The 18340-nt window shown below is 58.5% G+C and carries 14 protein-coding genes and 1 tRNA gene; 5 read left to right on the top strand and 10 right to left on the bottom strand.

Annotated features, from left to right (window positions below; translation table 11 throughout):
* The 3 genes from CFB10_RS13795 to CFB10_RS13785 form a co-directional block, all read right to left on the bottom strand.
* Positions 1-201, bottom strand: a 201-nt coding sequence (locus tag CFB10_RS13795; RefSeq protein WP_244559870.1) for a transposase, incomplete at its 3' end; no start/stop codon positions are given.
* 45 nt (positions 202-246) lie between these two features.
* On the bottom strand, positions 247-906 hold the full coding sequence (locus CFB10_RS13790; RefSeq protein WP_034501262.1) for a hypothetical protein: 660 nt from the start codon (positions 904-906) through the stop codon (positions 247-249).
* A 271-nt stretch (positions 907-1177) separates the two neighbouring features.
* Positions 1178-1253, bottom strand: a tRNA-Ile gene (locus CFB10_RS13785).
* A gap of 181 nt (positions 1254-1434) precedes the next feature.
* On the opposite strand from CFB10_RS13785, the gene CFB10_RS13780 reads away from it, so the two are divergent.
* The gene (locus CFB10_RS13780; RefSeq protein ID WP_020011304.1) at positions 1435-2178 is read left to right on the top strand and encodes an SIMPL domain-containing protein; all 744 of its coding nucleotides are present in this window, start codon (positions 1435-1437) and stop codon (positions 2176-2178) included.
* A 168-nt stretch (positions 2179-2346) separates the two neighbouring features.
* On the opposite strand, the gene CFB10_RS13775 is transcribed toward CFB10_RS13780, so the two are convergent.
* The gene (locus CFB10_RS13775; protein WP_004430463.1) at positions 2347-2682 is read right to left on the bottom strand and encodes a hypothetical protein; all 336 of its coding nucleotides are present in this window, start codon (positions 2680-2682) and stop codon (positions 2347-2349) included.
* Between the two features lie 152 nt (positions 2683-2834).
* On the bottom strand, positions 2835-3257 hold the full coding sequence (locus CFB10_RS13770) for a secondary thiamine-phosphate synthase enzyme YjbQ (protein WP_020011305.1): 423 nt from the start codon (positions 3255-3257) through the stop codon (positions 2835-2837).
* A 253-nt stretch (positions 3258-3510) separates the two neighbouring features.
* Between CFB10_RS13770 and CFB10_RS13765 the strand changes: the two genes are divergently transcribed.
* Complete coding sequence (locus tag CFB10_RS13765; protein WP_020011306.1) at positions 3511-6063, top strand: HWE histidine kinase domain-containing protein; 2553 nt, start codon at positions 3511-3513, stop codon at positions 6061-6063.
* A gap of 147 nt (positions 6064-6210) precedes the next feature.
* Here CFB10_RS13765 and CFB10_RS13760 read toward each other — a convergent pair whose 3' ends face one another.
* The 3 genes from CFB10_RS13760 to dnaG all read right to left on the bottom strand — a co-directional run bounded on the left by CFB10_RS13760 (position 6211) and on the right by dnaG (position 11760).
* On the bottom strand, positions 6211-7131 hold the full coding sequence (locus CFB10_RS13760; RefSeq protein ID WP_020011307.1) for a DUF930 domain-containing protein: 921 nt from the start codon (positions 7129-7131) through the stop codon (positions 6211-6213).
* Between the two features lie 195 nt (positions 7132-7326).
* Entirely contained in the window at positions 7327-9381 is a 2055-nt protein-coding gene (gene rpoD / locus CFB10_RS13755) for an RNA polymerase sigma factor RpoD (RefSeq protein ID WP_003494761.1), read from the bottom strand.
* A gap of 393 nt (positions 9382-9774) precedes the next feature.
* Complete coding sequence (gene dnaG / locus CFB10_RS13750; protein WP_020011308.1) at positions 9775-11760, bottom strand: DNA primase; 1986 nt, start codon at positions 11758-11760, stop codon at positions 9775-9777.
* Positions 11761-11876: 116 nt separating this feature from the next.
* On the opposite strand from dnaG, the gene CFB10_RS13745 reads away from it, so the two are divergent.
* The gene (locus CFB10_RS13745; RefSeq protein WP_020011309.1) at positions 11877-12149 is read left to right on the top strand and encodes a hypothetical protein; all 273 of its coding nucleotides are present in this window, start codon (positions 11877-11879) and stop codon (positions 12147-12149) included.
* Between the two features lie 324 nt (positions 12150-12473).
* Here CFB10_RS13745 and CFB10_RS13740 read toward each other — a convergent pair whose 3' ends face one another.
* Complete coding sequence (locus CFB10_RS13740; protein ID WP_004430448.1) at positions 12474-12926, bottom strand: GatB/YqeY domain-containing protein; 453 nt, start codon at positions 12924-12926, stop codon at positions 12474-12476.
* A 335-nt stretch (positions 12927-13261) separates the two neighbouring features.
* Between CFB10_RS13740 and carA the strand changes: the two genes are divergently transcribed.
* On the top strand, positions 13262-14467 hold the full coding sequence (carA, locus tag CFB10_RS13735; protein WP_026363853.1) for a glutamine-hydrolyzing carbamoyl-phosphate synthase small subunit: 1206 nt from the start codon (positions 13262-13264) through the stop codon (positions 14465-14467).
* Between the two features lie 38 nt (positions 14468-14505).
* On the opposite strand, the gene CFB10_RS13730 is transcribed toward carA, so the two are convergent.
* Positions 14506-15903, bottom strand: a complete 1398-nt coding sequence (locus CFB10_RS13730; RefSeq protein ID WP_020011311.1) for an MATE family efflux transporter — start codon at positions 15901-15903, stop codon at positions 14506-14508.
* Between the two features lie 331 nt (positions 15904-16234).
* Between CFB10_RS13730 and CFB10_RS13725 the strand changes: the two genes are divergently transcribed.
* Positions 16235-18325, top strand: coding sequence for a methyl-accepting chemotaxis protein (locus CFB10_RS13725; RefSeq protein WP_026363854.1), 2091 nt, complete (start codon positions 16235-16237; stop codon positions 18323-18325).
* Positions 18326-18340: the final 15 nt, after the last annotated feature.

The following is an 18340-nucleotide window of genomic DNA, read 5'->3' as shown; positions in this document are numbered from 1 at the left end:
CAGTTCCTTCTTCAGCCGCCTGATCTCCTCGGCCTCGTCGTTACCCTTGGAGTCCGACCCAGCAAACTTCTTCTTCCATTCATACAGCGAATGCTGGCTGACGCCGAGACGCTGCGAAACCTCAGCAACCGGATAGCCCCGCTCCGTGATCTGCCGCACCGCGTCACGCTTAAACTCTTCGCTGAAATTCGATTTGCTCATGATGCTCTTCTTGCCTCAAAATTAGGAAAGAAGGTGTCTACAAATCTAGGGGCTATTCACCATGACCGTAGCAAAGTCTTGCAAATGGATAGGCAAATAGTAGCTGAGAGGATGATCGCCGACCACGTCCAGAAATGCCGCGAACGTGTTTTCAAGCCGCTCCTCATAGCGCACCTTATCCTTGTTTCCTTTGTCCAGCGCATTTTTTCGAGAATCGAGGATGATACGACCTGCTACGCTAAGCTTGGTGGACGCAGTTACAGTTCTTTCATCTCGATGTTCGAGAGGCTGAGGTTGCGGTTGAGAATGCGGGATAGGTTGAGGTTGAGGCTGCTGGAGAGGTTGAATTTGGGGCGATTGAACCTGTGCACCCAAAGAACCGAGGGTGCGAACGACAGACTGAAATGTGTCGCGCTCCGCCTCCCATGCCACGGAATCTTTTGAAAGCGCGTCCGAAATCGTCTGAAGTCTTTGTTTGAAATCTTGCAGCGAAGCCTTTTGTGCTGCCAGTTCCTTCGCTTGACGGCGGTATATTTGGGCGGCCTCATGGTCGCCTTCGGATTCGAATTCATCCGCCTGTTGAAGGCGGCTTGTGATTCTTAGACCAAGCGGAAAATGGCGTCGGTGCAGTTGTTGAAGCTCGACATTCAAAGCTTTGAGGCTATGAGAAAGGGTTTCTCTGGTCATGGTCGGATCGTCCATCATTCTCATGGCCGCACCCGACAAAATTATTGCTCTTTTCCGTGCCGCAGCAGCAGGAAGTGGCCCCAAGTTCACCCGGATTGGCGATTTTCCAAATTGAGATTCGACGCTAGCGGGAATCCTTTGCTGATACGTAAATCCATTCTCGCGTTTCCATAAATACACTTCAAGCCTCTCAGTCTGGCTCGAAATGTGTACGTAGCGGAGTATTCCGCCGCGTACCGTGGAAAAATGCCTTGGAAATTCTCGTTTTAAATCAATGGCTTGCGTCGATTGGTGGGCCCGGAGGGACTCGAACCCCCAACCAAGCGGTTATGAGCCGCCGGCTCTAACCATTGAGCTACAGGCCCCTTTCGGAAAAAAGCAGTCCGAAACACCGGCTTCGCAATGGTTCGAATCCGGTGGGTCACGCTCTAACGTAATTTTTTGAACCCGACAAGCCAATGATGCTTTCCCAAAGCAGCGCCGCCGTATTAGCTACACAATCTAAGGCAATACCCTTCAAAGGGACTCAATCAACGAGGAAACACCATGAAGACAAAAACGGCCCGCCTTTTCGCACTCACCGCAATGACCGCAGCAGCCATGACGCCGCTTGCCGCTCAGGTGTCTGCGCAGGAGGCTTCCCCGCGCGAAGCCACCATCAGTGTTTCCGGTGAAGGCCAGGCGGCCATTGCCCCTGATATGGCGATCCTGTCCTTCAGCGTCGTCAAGCAGGCGGAGACCGCGGCTGCGGCTCTTACGGAGAACTCGAAGGCGCTCGCCGATGTTCTGAAAGCGCTGAAAGAGGCCGCCATCGAAGATCGTGACCTGCAGACCAGCAATTTTTCCGTGCAGCCGCTCTACAAGCACTACGAACCCAAGGATGGCGTCTATGTCGCGCCCGAGATCACCGGTTACCAGGTATCCAACGGCCTGACCGTGCGGGTGCGCGACCTGAAGAAGCTCGGCACGATCCTCGATACGTCCGTCAAGCTCGGCATCAACCAGGGCGGCGACATCACCTTCACCAATGACAAGCCGGAAGCGACGGTGACCGAGGCCCGCAAGCAGGCTGTAGCCGATGCGCTGGCCAAGGCGAAGACGCTGACGGAAGCGGCGGGCGTGAAGCTTGGCCGTGTCATTCAGATCAGCGAAAACTCGCAGCGCCCGATGCCGGTACCGGCGGGCATGATGCGTGCTTCGATGATGAAGGAAGCCGACAGCGTGCCGATCGCTTCGGGTGAGAACAGCTACAATGTGGTGGTCAACGTCACCTTCGCTCTCGAGCAGTAAGATCGGCGGCGAGCGGCACTCCTGTGCCGCTCTTCCCCCATCCTGAATTCAGCCATTGGCATGATGCAAAACGAAATGCCCCTCGCCTGCCTTTTTGGACAAGCGAGGGGCATTTTTTAATCGTTCCGCCGGACGGGGATATCAGCAGATCGATAAGACTGGCCGCTGTTAGCGCCGGATCACCGGGCAACCGCGCTCATTGGCGAAAACGATGCGATCACGGCCGCGACGGTCAAAGCCTGCCACCACGACACGGCGTGGCGATACATCAACAACGCGGGCGCGGCGAAGACCCATGCGGCTTGCCTTTTCTTCCGCAAGCGAAACGGAGCAGCCACGGCGCGGGCGGTCCGGACGGCCCCAGCCGGGACGATGACCATAGCCGTCCTGAACCTGAACTCTGAACTGGACATCCGAGCCTGCGGACGCCGCTGGCGCCGTAAAGGAAATTCCACCGAGGGCGATGAGGGTAGCCAGGCCGGCTTTTGCAAAGGTGCTGAACATGAACTTCACTCCGTTTGTTTCCTTGCCGACAGGGGAACATCCCCCGGCGATTGACGAGACCCTAGACTCGCCCATCTGAATATCAGCAGAACCGAATGTTCAGCAGGCGTTCAGAGAGGTTAACGCGCGATACATCAATCCGGATCCAGACATCACGGCGAGATATGCAGCACGATTTCCCGCCGATGCGGCTGGTCGCGATGTTCGAAAAGATAAAGGCCCTGCCAGGTGCCGAGCACAAGCCTGCCGTCGCTGATCGGCACACCGATGGAAACAGTGGTCAGCGCCGATTTGATATGGGCGGGCATATCGTCGGGGCCTTCCAGCGTGTGGATGATCCATCGCATGGAAGGATCATCGGAAGGCGGCGCGAGCCGTGCGAAAAATACCGTGAGATCACGCCGTACATCGGGATCGGCATTTTCCTGAATGAGCAGCGAGCAGGATGTATGCCTGACGAAGATTGTCAGCAGGCCTACCTCCACCCCGGCATGATTGACGAATGCCCTGGCCTCGGATGTGAACTCGTAAAGGCCCTGTCCGTGGGTGGGGATGGTCATTTTCTTCTGCGGCACAATTTTTCCTTCAAATAATTTGGAACAAAATCCACGCTGCCAACGTTGCAACATGTCAAATTGTATCCGATGACATCGCGGATACGACAATCGCATGACGGCGGCTCATAAAAGCACAACGGAAAACCGGCGTCACAGTTGCAAAATTCGGGGAAGGGTTGGCACTATCAGAATGGACTATTCAGGCTTTCCCATCTCGCGACAACCAGATTATCTTCGCCACAAACAGACACAGGGTGCGAAAGACTGATTCATGGCATCCAGTGACTATCAAGTCGACCTGACCAATTGCGACCGCGAACCCATCCATATCCCAGGCTATATTCAACCGCATGGCTGTCTCATCGCCTGCGATAACGCCATGCGCATGGTGTTGCGGCATTCCGAAAACTGCCGCGAGCTGCTGGGCATTGACGGCGATATCAATGGCCAAACCGCCGAGGACGTGCTCGGCAAAAAACTCGTGCACGATCTTCGCAATGCGCTGACCGTCACCGGCAGAACAACGCGTCCCGCCATGCTGCCGGCCATGGAAATGAGCGACGGCCGCAGTTTCGATATTTCGCTCCATCGCTACAAGTCCACCACGATCATCGAATTCGAGCCCTCCGGCAGCGAAACGCAGCCGCTCGGCACGGCGCGCAAGATGGTGGACCGCATCCGCGAGGCGGACACCGTCGAAAGCCTGATCTCCAGAACGACGCGGCTGGTAAAGGCGACGCTCGGTTACGACCGGGTGATGATCTATCGTTTCGAGGAGGATGGCGCGGGCAAGGTCGTATCGGAGGCAAAGCAGCCGGAGCTGGAAAGCTTTCTCGGGCAATATTTCCCCGCCAGCGACATCCCCCAGCAGGCCCGTGCGCTTTATCTCAAGAACACGCTGCGGATCATCTCCGATGCCAGCGGCGACCGCGTACCGGTCCTGCCGGCTCTCGATGCCTCCGGCGAGCCGCTCGATCTGTCCTTCGCGCATCTGCGCAGCGTCTCGCCCATCCATTGCGAATATCTTCGCAACATGGGCGTCGGCGCCTCCATGTCCATTTCGGTGATTGTCGACGGGGCCCTGTGGGGCCTCATCGCCTGCCATCACTATTCCCCGCGCGTGCTGACCATGCCTGTCCGGATCGCCGCAGAAATGTTCGGGGAATTTTTCTCCATGCATCTGCAGGTTCTGAAACAGAAGCGCCGGCTCGATACCGTCAACCACGCCCATGCCGCGCTCGACCGTTTCCTGCGGCTTGCCGCGCATCACGCCAATATTGAAGAACTGCTGATCGACAGTTTCCAGGATTTTGCCGATCTGATGCCGTGTGACGGCGTTGGCCTGTGGGTGGGAAACAACTGGCATTGCCATGGCGCAACGCCGCCGCACGACGCCATTCCAAGGCTGGTTCGTTTTGTCGCCTCGGCTTCCGAAAGCAAGGTCTGGGCGACCCATGCCCTGTCGCAGGCCATACCGGAAGCGGAAATCTACGCCGGCACAGCGGCCGGAATGCTCGCCATACCGCTCTCGCAGGTGAAGAACGACTATCTCCTGTTTTTCCGCAAGGAGATCGTGCAGAACCTGAACTGGGCCGGCAATCCGGAAAAATCCTATGAAACCGGGCCGATGGGGGATCGTCTCACTCCACGGAAAAGCTTTGCTATCTGGAAAGAGACGGTGCGTCTGCAGGCGCAACCCTGGTCGGAAGCCGATCGTGAAATCGCCGAAGCCGCCAGAATTGCGCTGGTCGAGGTCGCATTCCATCACAGCGAACTGATGGCGGGCGAAAGGGAACGCGCCGAAGTGCGCCAGCGCATGTTGAACGAGGAACTCAACCACCGCGTCAAGAATGTTCTCGCCATCATCAAATCGCTGGTCGGCAATCCCTCGCAGGAGGGCAAGACCCTGCAGGAATATGTCACCGCGCTGAAGGGCCGCATTCAGGCATTGTCCTTTGCCCATGACCAGATCATCCGTGGTGAAGGCGGCGGCTCGCTGCGCGATCTGCTGGACGCCGAATTGTCGCCCCATCGTTCGCCGGAAACGACGGTGAAACTTGAGGGTCCTCAGGTCACCCTCGATTCACGCGCCTTCTCCGTGATGGCGCTGGTTCTGCATGAACTGGCGACGAATGCCGCCAAATATGGCGCGCTTTCGCAAAATGGCGGGCAATTGCATGTGCGCTGGCAGATCAGCGAAAACCGCGATTGCGAGATTGGGTGGCGCGAAATCCTGCCCACCAAACTGCCTGCCCCGTCGCGCGCCGGTTTCGGCACGGCGCTCATCAGCCGCAGCATCCCCTACGATCTCGGCGGGCGCAGCACGATGCGTTATTTGCCTGATGGACTGGAGGCGGAAATTTTCCTGCCCGCCCGTCACGTCTCATCGGCGACGGTCGCATCCAGCGCGCAAACCGAGGATGAAACCGCACCACAGCCCAGACGCTATAACCGGGAGGAGCCGTTGAAAGTATTACTCGTTGAAGATCAGATGCTGATCGCGATGGATGTCGAGAACATGCTGGAGGATAACGGCATCAAGACCATCGAAACGGCGACCTCGTCGGCAATGGCACTTGAAAAACTGAAGAGCTACGTGCCTGACGTGGCCATTCTCGACATAAATCTTGGCTCCGATACCTCAATCCCCATTGCCCGGGAACTTCACCGCCGTGGCATTCCATTCCTTTTCGCCACCGGTTATGCGGATGGCAGCATGGTGCCGGATGAATTTGGCACTGTGCCTGTTATCAGGAAGCCCTATGACGAGGATGCGCTGATGGCGGGCATTGGGTTACTGGTGGGCGATACGGAGCGGGTATAGGAACGCGGCGTTATCCTCGGGCTTGCCCGAGGAACCGCAACCTCTTGATTGTCTCGACGTGCTTAAAGCCTTGGAACAAGCCAAAGGATGACGAGAGGGAGGTCGTGAAACCGACCGCCGATCTTCAAAAATCGAGAAAACCCGCCCTCACTGGAATCTCGTAAAGCCCCGCTTTTTCGCATCTTCCGGGCTGACTTCATTGCCGATTTTAAACCGGAATTCCGTCACGGTGTAGTTTTCCAGATCGACTTCGCACTGGAACGACACATCGTGCCAGCCATTGCCCGTGTTGAACGCGCCGCCGGAAGCATCGATCGAATTTCCGGAAATCCTGCCGCCCGTGTCCGAATAGGGGATCATGCCTCGGGCGACAAAACCCGCCCCTTGAATCTGCGCCAGAGCTTCGGTGCTGCAAAGCTGAACGATGCGGCGGCGCGGCGGCAGATCGCCGAACATCTGGCGTCTCTGGGCCGGTGACAGCATGGACGAAGATAGAAGGTTTTTGGCCGCCGGAAGTTTCGCGGGCTTCTTTTCCTCCGCCTCAGCAGGCTTTTCCTCAAGCGGTTTTGCCTGCGGCACAGGCGGCTGCTCCGGCGGAGCCTCCTCCTTCAACGGCGAAACCGCAATCTCGCCCTGCTCGGCGGAAGCCTGAAGGTCGCTGTTGGCGGCAGGAGGCGCGGGCTTTTCCTCAGCCGTTTTCTCAGGCTGGCTTGCAGGCTCCTCGGAGGGCTCGCTCCTTTCCGCTTCCTCGGTCTTGCCCGGCTTGTCTTCGGGGTCCGCTTGCGTCTCTTCCGGTCGCATGGCGATAGCCGGCAACGTCGCCTGAAGCGGCGGCGAAGGTTTCGCTTCTTCGGCCGGAGGCGCGGGCGGTGGTGGCGGAGGTTGCGGCTTTTCCTCTTTCGCCTTCTCTTCACCCGGTGGTGGAGCCTCTTCCACCTTTTTCTCCTCGGGCGGCGGCACCAGATCGACGCTGATGCTTTCAGGCTCTTGCGGCTCGGCTATCCGCTCGGGCAGTTCGAAAAGGAAAATCGCGACAACGGCAAGGTGCAGCAGCACGGAGACGGGCACAGCCCATCCTTTCCCACGCCATCTGCCTGCCGAAACCTGTTGCATCTCATCGAACCAAATCGAACCGGAGCATTTCCAATAAAAGCGGAATGCCTGTTTTCACACATAAGGCTTGTCGCAGAGTTCGCCAGTGCGGGAAACAAAAAACCCGGCCAGAGGTGACTGACCGGGTTCAATTTTAAAGGAAGCAAAAGCTTAGCTGTCGAGGAAGCTGCGGAGCTTTCTGGAGCGGCTCGGATGCTTCAGCTTGCGCAGCGCCTTCGCTTCGATCTGACGGATACGTTCGCGGGTAACCGAGAACTGCTGGCCGACTTCTTCCAGCGTATGGTCGGTGTTCATGCCGATGCCGAAGCGCATGCGCAGAACGCGTTCTTCACGCGGCGTCAACGAAGCCAATACGCGGGTCGTCGTCTCGCGCAGGTTCGCCTGAATGGCGGCGTCGATCGGCAGCAGCGCATTCTTGTCCTCGATGAAGTCGCCGAGATGCGAATCCTCTTCGTCACCCACGGGGGTTTCGAGCGAGATCGGCTCCTTGGCGATCTTCAAAACCTTGCGCACCTTCTCAAGCGGCATGGCGAGCTTCTCGGCCAGTTCTTCCGGGGTCGGCTCGCGGCCGATCTCGTGCAGCATCTGACGCGAGGTACGAACGATCTTGTTGATCGTCTCGATCATGTGCACCGGAATACGGATGGTGCGCGCCTGGTCGGCGATCGAGCGGGTGATCGCCTGCCTGATCCACCATGTCGCATAGGTCGAGAACTTGTAACCGCGGCGATATTCGAATTTGTCGACCGCCTTCATCAGGCCGATATTGCCTTCCTGAATGAGATCGAGGAACTGAAGACCACGGTTAGTGTATTTCTTCGCAATCGAGATCACGAGACGCAGGTTGGCCTCAACCATCTCCTTCTTGGCGATACGCGCTTCGCGCTCACCCTTCTGCACCATCGAAACGATGCGGCGGAATTCGGCGATGGAAATGCCGGTTTCCGTGGAGAGGTTCTGGATTTCCTGACGGATTTCCCGGATCGTGTTGCTTTCCTCGCGGGCAAATTCCTTCCAGCCGCGGGCGGCCAGATTGGCGATCGACTTCATCCAGTTCGGATCGAGTTCCGCACCGTGATACTGCTCGAGGAAGCTGTCGCGCTTGACGCCGTAGGATTCGGCAAGGCGCAGCAGACGGCCTTCGTTCTGCATTAGGCGCTTGGAAATGTCGTAGAGTTGCTCGACAAGGCTGTCGATACGGTTCTGGTTCAGCGACAGCGACTTGACGGCCGTGATCAGCTGATCCTTCAATTCCTTGTAACGACGCTCCTGGCCGGAAGACAGCGTACCGGTGCAGGCAAGACGCGCCTCAACCTGCTGGTCCTGAAGCTTGCGCAGCTTCTTATAGGTGTCAGCGATAGTGTCGAGCGTTTCCATGACCTGCGGACGCAGTTCGGCTTCCATCGCGGCAAGCGAAAGATTGGACTCGTCGTCGTCCTCTTCTTCCTCTTCCGGCGGAAGGCCATCGCCGCCCACATCAGTCACATCTTCGTCACCGGTCGGCGCACGCAGCTTGCGGGTCTTTTCCTTCTCTTCGGCGGCCTTGCGGTCAGCCTCGATCTTTTCCGGGCTCTGGAACTGGGGAGCCGCCTTGGCTTCCGGACCGGAATAGGTCGTTTCGAGATCGATGATCTCGCGCAGAAGCGTCGTGCCCTCATTCAGTTCGTCGCGCCAGATGATCAGCGCCTGGAACGTCAGCGGGCTTTCGCAAAGGCCCGAAATCATCGTTTCGCGGCCGGCCTCGATACGCTTGGCGATGGCGATTTCGCCCTCGCGCGACAGAAGCTCGACGGAACCCATTTCGCGCAGATACATGCGCACCGGGTCATCGGTACGGTCGGTCGGTTCTTTCTTCTTTGCGGTCGCAAGCGCGGTGCCGCCGGAGGGGGCGAGTTCGCCACCTTCGGACTCTTCGCCGTCGGAATCGCTGTCGTCGTCGCTCGCGGTTGCCTCTTCGGCATCCTCGTCCTCGATGACATTGATGCCCATGTCGGACAGCATCGCCATCGTGTCTTCGATCTGCTCGGAAGTCACCTCTTCGGACGGCAGGACGGAATTCAGCTCGTCCATCGTCACATAGCCGCGCTTCTTGGCGGCCTTGATCATTTTCTTGACCGCGTCATCCGAAAGGTCGAGAAGCGGGCCGTCCGTCGCACCGTCGCGTTCGTTTTCTGCTTCTTCGTTTTCTTTGACTTTGGTTGCCATCTATCTCGTCGCTTTCCCTGACGCTAACACCTGTTCCGCCGCATCGCCGTCCGCCCCTTGAGCATCCAGCGGTTTGCCGCGAATCACTGTCAGACACCTAACGGAGTGATCTTTAATTGCCGATTAACCACGGCAGCCTCAGGCAGAATGCAAAGACAGTGCACCCGGAAATGCTTGCTCATGCAATTTCTATCCGCCAAGGCTCATTCCACCTTACTTTTCCTGAAATGGTGATTCCCGCTATTTCCCGCCCCGTCAAGCCTTTGCGGGCGAGACAGACACGGAAATTCTTAAAAAGAGCCGCATTTTGCGGGTTATCACCAAACTACCCCCTATTTAGGACGCTTGCCGCAAAAGGCAACCCCAAACACCTTTCAATTCTGCCGACCATCCTCAGCCATGGCCAACAGCCGGCCCCTTCACCCGGCCGGACATGACCCCGAAACCATCGATGATCGCTTCCTGATTTTCCATGCGGCCGATTTCCAGCTGGACCTCGGCCAGAGCCCGCACCAGAAGTGTGCCGCGCTCATCATCCGTCGCTTCGGCTATTTCCCGCTCCAGCTCGCGTTTCTGCCAGAGCAGGGATTTTGTCCGCTTGTGGAGGGAAAGCGCCTGCACGTAACCTTCACGCGCATCCTCCATCGCCGCCTGTTCAGTTGCGGTCCACAGGCGGGCATTGCGTACCTGCTGGTCCATGGCTTTCAAAAGCACCTCGAACTCGTGCTGCGACAGCCGCTCGATCAGCCCTGCTCGCGAAATCTCCGCGGCACTTTCCGCCGCATAGGTCAGCACCGTCGACCACAGGCGCTGCAGATCGCGATTCTCGTAATCGATAGCGGCGATCTCGTCATATTCCTCGAGCAGCAGTTCGGGATGGTTGACGATGGTGATGGCGAGAACGCTTTCCCGGAGCGAAGGCTTGGTTTGATAGCCCCTGACAAGGCCCGATTGCGCCAGGCGATCGGAAATGCTGCTGGTTGGTGCTGCCATCGCCCCGCCACGCCCTGGCGCATTGCGCTGGAAGCCACGTCCCGTCGGCTGCGCACCATTGCGGCGGAAATTGCCGTTCTGTGTCCCGCCCTGCTGAAAACGTGGCTGGAAAAAGCCATTCAGCCTGTCACGCATATCCTGCTGGTAAAACCGCCGCACGGCCTCGTCGCCGATCACGGCAACAATCTGCCGCAGCCGGCTTTCGAGCTGGGCGCGTTTTTCCGGCGTATCGAAGGTGACGCCTGACGTCTCGCGGCTCCAGATCATCGCCGCAAGCGGCTTGGCCTCGGACAATACCCGGTCAAGCGGCGCGCGCCCCTCCAGCCGCACGAGATCGTCCGGATCCTTGCCATCGGGCAGCAGCGCAAAGCTGACCGACCGATCCGGCTTGATATGCGGCAAAGCGAGATCGGCGGCACGGTTGGCGGCGCGAATGCCGGCACCGTCACCATCAAAGCAGAGGATCGGCTGCGGCGACATTTTCCAGAGGAGATCGAGCTGGCTTTCCGTCAGCGCCGTGCCGAGGGGCGCGACGGCATTTTCGACACCCGCCTGATAAAGCGCGATAACGTCCATATAACCTTCGACGGCAATGACAGAACCGCCTGCCACTTGCGACGCACGCCGGGCGCGGGCGAAATTGTAGAGAACATTGCCCTTGTGAAAGAGTTCAGTCTCGTTGGAGTTCAGATATTTCGCCACGGCATCCGAAGCCATCGCGCGACCGCCAAAGGCGATCACCTTTTCCCGCGAGGACAGGATCGGGAACATGATGCGATCGCGAAACCGGTCATAGGAGACCGGTACGTTTTCATGCACCACCAGCCCGCAGGCCTCCATCTGTTCCTTCGACACGCCCTTGCTTGCCAGATGCTCTTTCAGTGCATTACGGCTATCCGGCGCATAACCGAGCCGAAAGGTCTCGATGGTGCGCCCGGTCAACCCGCGATCGCGCAGGTAAGCCCGCGCCCGCGCGCCAAGCGCCGTCTGCAGCTGGTCCTGAAAAAACAGCGTCGCCATTTCCATGACGTCCTGAAGCGAGGTCCGCTCGCGCTCGCGCTTTTCCGCCTGCGGATCGGGCTGCGGCATGGAAATGCCGGCCATATCGGCGATCTGCTGCACGGCCTCCGGAAAACTCAGACCCTCAAGCTCCGTCAGAAAACGGAAATGGTCGCCCGAAACACCGCAGCCAAAGCAATGGTAGCGGCCCTTACGGTCCTCGCAGTGAAAGCTCGGGCTTTTCTCGCCATGGAACGGGCAGCAGGCCCAATAATCCCCACGCGACGTGTTGGTCTTCTTCTTGTCCCAGGACACACGTCGGCCGATCACATCGGAGATGTGCACGCGGTCGCGTATCTCATCAAGGAAAGAATTGGAAAAGCGCATGGGTTACCTGTTCGAGGCCAGTCTTTCATATAAGCGCATAAGAGCCGCAATACAAAATGGAGAGATAAACAATACCCACTATTCACAGGCGGAATTGACATCGCAGGAGACGAAAAATGAGCGAAGAGCATATCGTCAGATATTCCCTGGAAGAAATACGCGCCAAGTGGGCTCGCGGCGAGAAAAGCAAGGCCGATTGGGCGCGCGTCGATGCCATGACCGACGAGGACATCGACCGCGCCACGCGCGACGATCCGGACTGGGCGGGCTTCGACGATATCGACTGGTCAAAGGCCACAGTGGTTTTCCCCACCAGCAAAGATTATCAAACCCACATGGAGGCGATCCAGCGCCACCATGTGCATGAGCAAAAGAAGCCGCAGGGTTGAAGCGTCCCGACTGAGAGGCCAACAGCGCCTTCGAGCGGGTTGAAGAAAACAAGTCGCGATTGCGCCCGCTTCGGGCGAATTTATGGCACCGCAGCATCACCAAAAATTATGTTTTTGTAATTTGAGCCGGCCGCAGCGGCGATGTAAAAACATCAACGAAGGCAGCAATTGACCTCCGTATAATCTGCCGACGCCCGCAGGCACGTCCCCCGAAAAAAGCCTGCGCTTGAGAGCATTCTGATCCGCCGGAATGCGTTTCGTCGACAGAAAAAAGGCAGGGCAGTTCACATCTGCCCTGCCTTTACTTTTTCGGAGCACCGAAAATTACTTCAGCAAATCCTTCACAACACCGGAGGCCTTCGCGAAGTCGATCTGGCCCGGATAACGCTCCTTCAGCGCATTCATGCACTTGCCCATGTCGCGCAGGCCGGAAGCGCCGGTCTCGGTGATGACGGCCTGGCAGAGTTCGCGCACCTTTTCGGCCGGGATTTCTTCCGGCATGAACTCCTTGATGATGACGATTTCCTCGCGCTCCTGAGCGGCAAGCTCGGGACGGCCGGCGCCTTCGTAGATGGTGGCGGATTCTTCCCGCTGCTTTACCATCTTGGTCAGGATCTGCATGATATCTTCATCGCTGACGGGGTCCTTGCCCACGCCGCGATTGGCGATATCGCGATCCTTGATGGCCGTCTGGATAAGACGCACGGTCGATGTACGTCGGGCGTCACGAGCCTTCAGCGCATCTTTCAAAGTATTAGCGAACACGTCGCGCAGCATTTTTCTTCTCCTTGGGAAAGCCCGTTCCACAGCTTCCTGATACGGAAACTTTCCGCCTTATTTTTCGCAACGACATAAACGAGCAAACACGCCCAAGCAAATCAATTGCATAAGCCCTTGAATCTACGACAGCTTAAATCCGCGTAAATCTCGGCCCTGCGGTTGACCGCTTGGGTTGCTTTCGTTATTTTCCGGCACCTGCACGAGATTTTAACGAAGGGTCGGAACGCGAGCTTTATCGCGCGCCCCTTTATGTCACGAAGCCTGCGACAAAAATGGCCCCTTACCCCCTGCCTTTCAAGAGGCGGGGTGCGAAGCGGCAGAAACGGAACGAGATGACCGAGACAGCGCCCTGGACTACCCGCAAACCGACCGCAATGCTTGTTCTTGCCGATGGCACAGTGATCGAGGGAACAGGTATCGGCGCAACCGGCAAGGTTCAGGCCGAAGTCTGCTTCAACACGGCGCTGACGGGTTACGAGGAAATCCTCACCGACCCTTCCTATCTCGGCCAGATCGTCACCTTCACCTTCCCGCACATCGGCAATGTCGGCACCAACGAGGAAGACATCGAAGACCTGACACCCGCCGCCCGCCGCGGCGCTGTCGGCGTCATCTTCAAGGCCGACATCACCGATCCCTCGAACTTCCGCGCCGTCAAGCATCTGGATGCCTGGCTGAAGGCCCGCGGCGTCATCGGCCTTTGCGGCATCGACACCCGCGCGCTGACCGCATGGATCCGCGAAAACGGTGCGCCGAACGCAGTCATCGCCCATGACCCGAACGGCGTCTTCGACATCGAAGCGCTGAAGGCCGAAGCCAAGGCCTGGAGCGGCCTCGTTGGTCTCGATCTCGCCATCGAAGCGACCTCCGGCCAGTCCTCCACCTGGACGGAAACGCCATGGGTCTGGAACAAGGGTTACGGTACGCTCGGCGAAGCCGATGCCAAGTATCACGTCGTCTGCGTCGATTTCGGCGTCAAGCGCAACATCCTGCGCCTGTTTGCCGGTCTGGATTGCAAGGTCACCGTCGTTCCTGCCCAGACTTCGGCCGAAGACATCCTGGCGCTGAAGCCGGATGGCGTGTTCCTCTCCAACGGCCCAGGAGACCCGGCCGCGACGGGCGAATACGCTGTGCCTGTTATCCAGAACCTCATCAAGAGCGAGCTGCCGATCTTCGGCATCTGCCTCGGCCACCAGATGCTCGGCCTCGCCGTTGGCGCAAAGACTGAAAAGATGCATCAGGGGCATCATGGCGCGAACCATCCGGTCAAGGACTTCACGACAGGCAAGGTGGAAATCGTCTCGATGAACCACGGTTTTGCGGTCGACGCCAAGTCGCTGCCTGATGGTGTCGAGGAAACCCACACATCGCTGTTCGATGGCACCAATTGCGGCCTGCGCATCGTCGGCAAGCCGGTCTTCTCCGTCCAGCACCACCCGGAAGCATCGCCCGGCCCGCAGGACAGCCACTATCTCTTCCGCCGCTTCGTCAACCTGCTGCGCGAAAAGAAGGGTGAGGCAGCGCTCGCCGAGCGCTGATACCTCCGGAGATCAGGAAATATTATGCGGCCCGCTTTTCAGCGGGCCGTTTGCATTTCACGCTTCACCAGAATGACGAAGCGGATGGTGAGCAGAACAGCCGCCGTCGAAAGGCCGATCACGAAACCGAACCAGACGCCGCGTCCACCAAAGCCGAGCGGAAAGGCCATGGTCCAGGCAAGCGCCAGCCCGATCGGCCAATAGGAAATCAGCGCCAGCATCGCTGGAATGCGCGCATCCTTCAATCCGCGCAGCAGGCCCGCTGTCACGGCCTGAATGCCGTCCACCAGCTGGAAGATACCGGCGATCACCACGAGGCTGCTGGCATAGGCAAGCACTTCCGCCGCCTCAGGTAACTTCGCATCCAGGAACCACTTCGCCAGAAATTCCGGCACGGCCGCAAACAGGATGCCACCGCAAATCGCGATACCGCAGGCGATCGCGTAAATCATGATGGCGGCGCGGATGAGGTTCTTGAAATCGCCCTGACCGCGGGCGATGCCCACCCGAACGGTCGCCGCCTGCGATAAGCCGAGCGGAATCATGAAGGCGATGGAGGCAAGCTGCAAGGCGATGCCATGTGCCGCAAGCTGCACGGTGCCGATTTGCCCCATCAGGATCGAGGCGGCGGCAAACAGCGTCACTTCGGCAAGAATGGTGATGCTGATCGGCAGGCCAAGACGCAGCACTTCAAAAAGCGCATGCCAGTCCGGCCGCCAGAAGCGCACGAACAGCTCGTATTTTTTCGTTTCCTCGCGCGTCTGCACATAGGCGACGATGAAGATGAAGCTGAAGGCATTCACGATGACGGCAACGACCGCCGCGCCATTCATGCCCATCGCCGGCAATCCGTAATGGCCGAATACCAGCATGTAGGCCAGCACGCCGTTCATAACGAGCATGATGATGGTGACATAAAGAATGATGCCCGCACGCCCGATGGCACTGACGAGACTGCGCAGCACGTAAAACAACAGCGCCGGAAGGAGACCGAACTTGGCGATGGCGAGATAATGCCCGGTCAGCGCCGCAACATTGGGGTTCTGCCCGAGCGAAACGAGAATGCGCTCGGCATTAAAGAAGATCGGCAGGGCAAGCAACCAGTAGGCAATCGCCACCCACATGCCCATGCGAAGCGAGCGGCGGGCCGCCGTCGCATCACCCTGCCCGTAGGCCTGCGCCACCATCGGCACCACGGCGACGGAAAAGCCGGAGCCGAAAATGAAGACGACAAAGAAGAACTGCCCGGCCAGCACCATGGCCGCCAGCTTTTCGGCGCCAAGCTGGCCGACGATGACCATGTCAGTGGTGTGGATACCAAGCTGCGCGAGCTGAGCGCCGATGAGCGGAATTCCCAGCGCAAGCGTAGCCTTGAAATGCGAAAACCACGACCCCGATCCGGACGGAACGGTTCCTGCAACAACCGACGAAGACATTGTAATTCACCTGAACCTTGGCCGTTGCCCGCGAATTGCGCAACGGCAGCACGGTGATGAATAAAATATTCCCTTCCTGCACGCAACCTTTGCAGATAGGTGATCAAAATTTACGCAAAACGGCAATCTGGCGCGCGCCTCGGTCAACCGCCGCTGACAAAAGACAAATTTAGTCGAATTTTACCATTTCAATTTACTTATTAGAATATCGCGTAGTTCTTCTAAACCAAAAGCTGCATGACGCAGAATATTCCCGCCATTGAGGCATGTCTTTCCCCACCATTTTCCAAGATGAGTCGAACGGGTTCACCCGGTTTCAAGGACGTGTAGCTTGCCTAAAAAAACCAATCTCATGACGCGCATTCTCGTTGCTGCGTCGTCACTTGTCGTCGCCGCCTTTGCCGGCTTCTCTTTCTACATTGACAGCCTCCAGCACCGGGTCACGACGGAAGCGGTGGCGGAGAATATCGATTCCTCCGGCAAGCAGGCCGCGCAAAGCATCGCCAACTGGCTGAACGGCCGCATCATGCTGACGGAGACGGTGGCAAAGACGCTCGCCAAGCTGCCTGATGAAGAGGCCAAGCTGCGGTTTCTGGAAAACGACGTTCTGACCGCCCAGTTCATGTCGACCTATTTCGGCAATGCCGAAACGGGAAGCTTTACCACCTTCCCCAAAACACCGCTGCCGGAAGGATATGACCCGCGCAAGCGTCCCTGGTATCTGGATGCCGTAAAGGCTGGCAAGACCGTTCTGACCGAACCATACAACGATGCATCAACCGGCGGCCTCATCATCACCGCCGCCATTCCGGTTTCGATCGATGGCAAGCTCACCGGCGTGACAGGCAGCGACTTCTCGCTGAATTCGCTGGTAACGATGATCAAGTCCGTGGATGCCGGCACGGACGGATATGCCTTCCTTGTCAGCAAGGATGGCAAGATCCTCATCCATCCCGATCCGAAATTCGTCGACAAGCCGTTGACCGACCTCTTCAAGGGCAACACACCGGCGATTTCCTCGGCGATTTCACAGACGGAAATCGACGGCAAGGGCAAGATCACCAGCTTCATTCCGGTCGCCGGCCTGCCCTCGGTTGACTGGTATCTCGGTTTCGTCGTCGATTCCGATGTTGCCTACAGCGCAATCGGCCAGTTCCGGTTGGCGGCAACCATCGCCACGATCCTCGCAGCCACGATCATGATCGGACTTCTCGCAACCGTGCTCTCCCGCTTCATCGTCCGCCCCGTCACGCAGATGACCTCGGCCATGGAAGGCCTTGCCGCCGGCAATCTCGATGTCGCCATTCCCGGTCAGGAGCGCACCGACCAGATCGGCTCGATGGCTGCAGCGGTCGCCGTGTTCCGGTCGAACGCCATGGAACGCCTGCGCCTCGAAGGCGACGCCGAAGAAAACCGCACGCTCTCCGAACAGGAGCGTAATGAGCGCGAAAGATTGGCCGCAAAAGATGCGGCGGACATCCAGTTCGCCGTCGATTCGCTTGCCCGAGGACTGGCGCACCTGTCGGATGGCGATCTCAACTACCGCATCGACACGCCTTTCGTGAACCGCATCGACCGCCTGCGCAACGATTTCAACAATTCCGTCGCCAAGCTGAACGCAGCGCTCAGCACCGTCGGCCAGAATGCCCGCGCCATTGACGCCGGCGCCGGAGAAATCCGCCAGTCGGCGGATGATCTCGCACGGCGCACCGAACAGCAGGCAGCCTCGGTGGAAGAAACGGCAGCGGCGCTTGAGGAAATCACCACGACGGTGAAGGATTCCGCCAGCCGTGCGGAAGAAGTCGGCCGTCTGGTCGACCGCGCTCGCAGCAATGCCGAACAATCAGGCGTCATCGTGGAAGACGCCGTGCGCGCCATGGAAGGCATTGAAAAATCATCGTCGGAGATCAGCAACATCATCGGCGTGATCGACGAAATCGCCTTCCAGACCAACCTGCTTGCGCTGAACGCCGGTGTCGAAGCCGCCCGCGCCGGTGAAGCAGGCAAGGGTTTTGCCGTCGTCGCGCAGGAAGTGCGCGAGCTCGCCCAGCGCTCGGCCAATGCGGCAAAGGAGATCAAGACGCTGATCAACGCCTCGACATCGCAGGTGCAGTCCGGCGTCGAACTCGTCGGCAATGCCGGCAAGGCGCTGGAAACCATCGTCCGCGAAGTACAGGAGATCAACCGCCATATCGACGCCATCGTGACCTCGTCGCGCGAACAGTCGACCGGGCTTCAGGAAATCAACACCGCCATCAACACCATCGATCAGGGCACGCAGCAGAATGCCGCCATGGTCGAGGAACAGACGGCGGCCAGCCACGGTCTTGCCTCGGAAGCGGCGGCGCTGAACGAGCTGCTGGCGCAATTCCAGCTCGCTTCGGCCACGCGGCGGCAGGCGGAATATGGGCGGGCGGCTTAAGGGAAAACTACGTTG

The organism is Agrobacterium sp. 719_389 (genome assembly GCF_900188475.1).
Classification (GTDB): Bacteria; Pseudomonadota; Alphaproteobacteria; order Rhizobiales; family Rhizobiaceae; genus Agrobacterium; species Agrobacterium radiobacter.
This window is presented reverse-complemented; position numbering and strand designations above follow the sequence as displayed.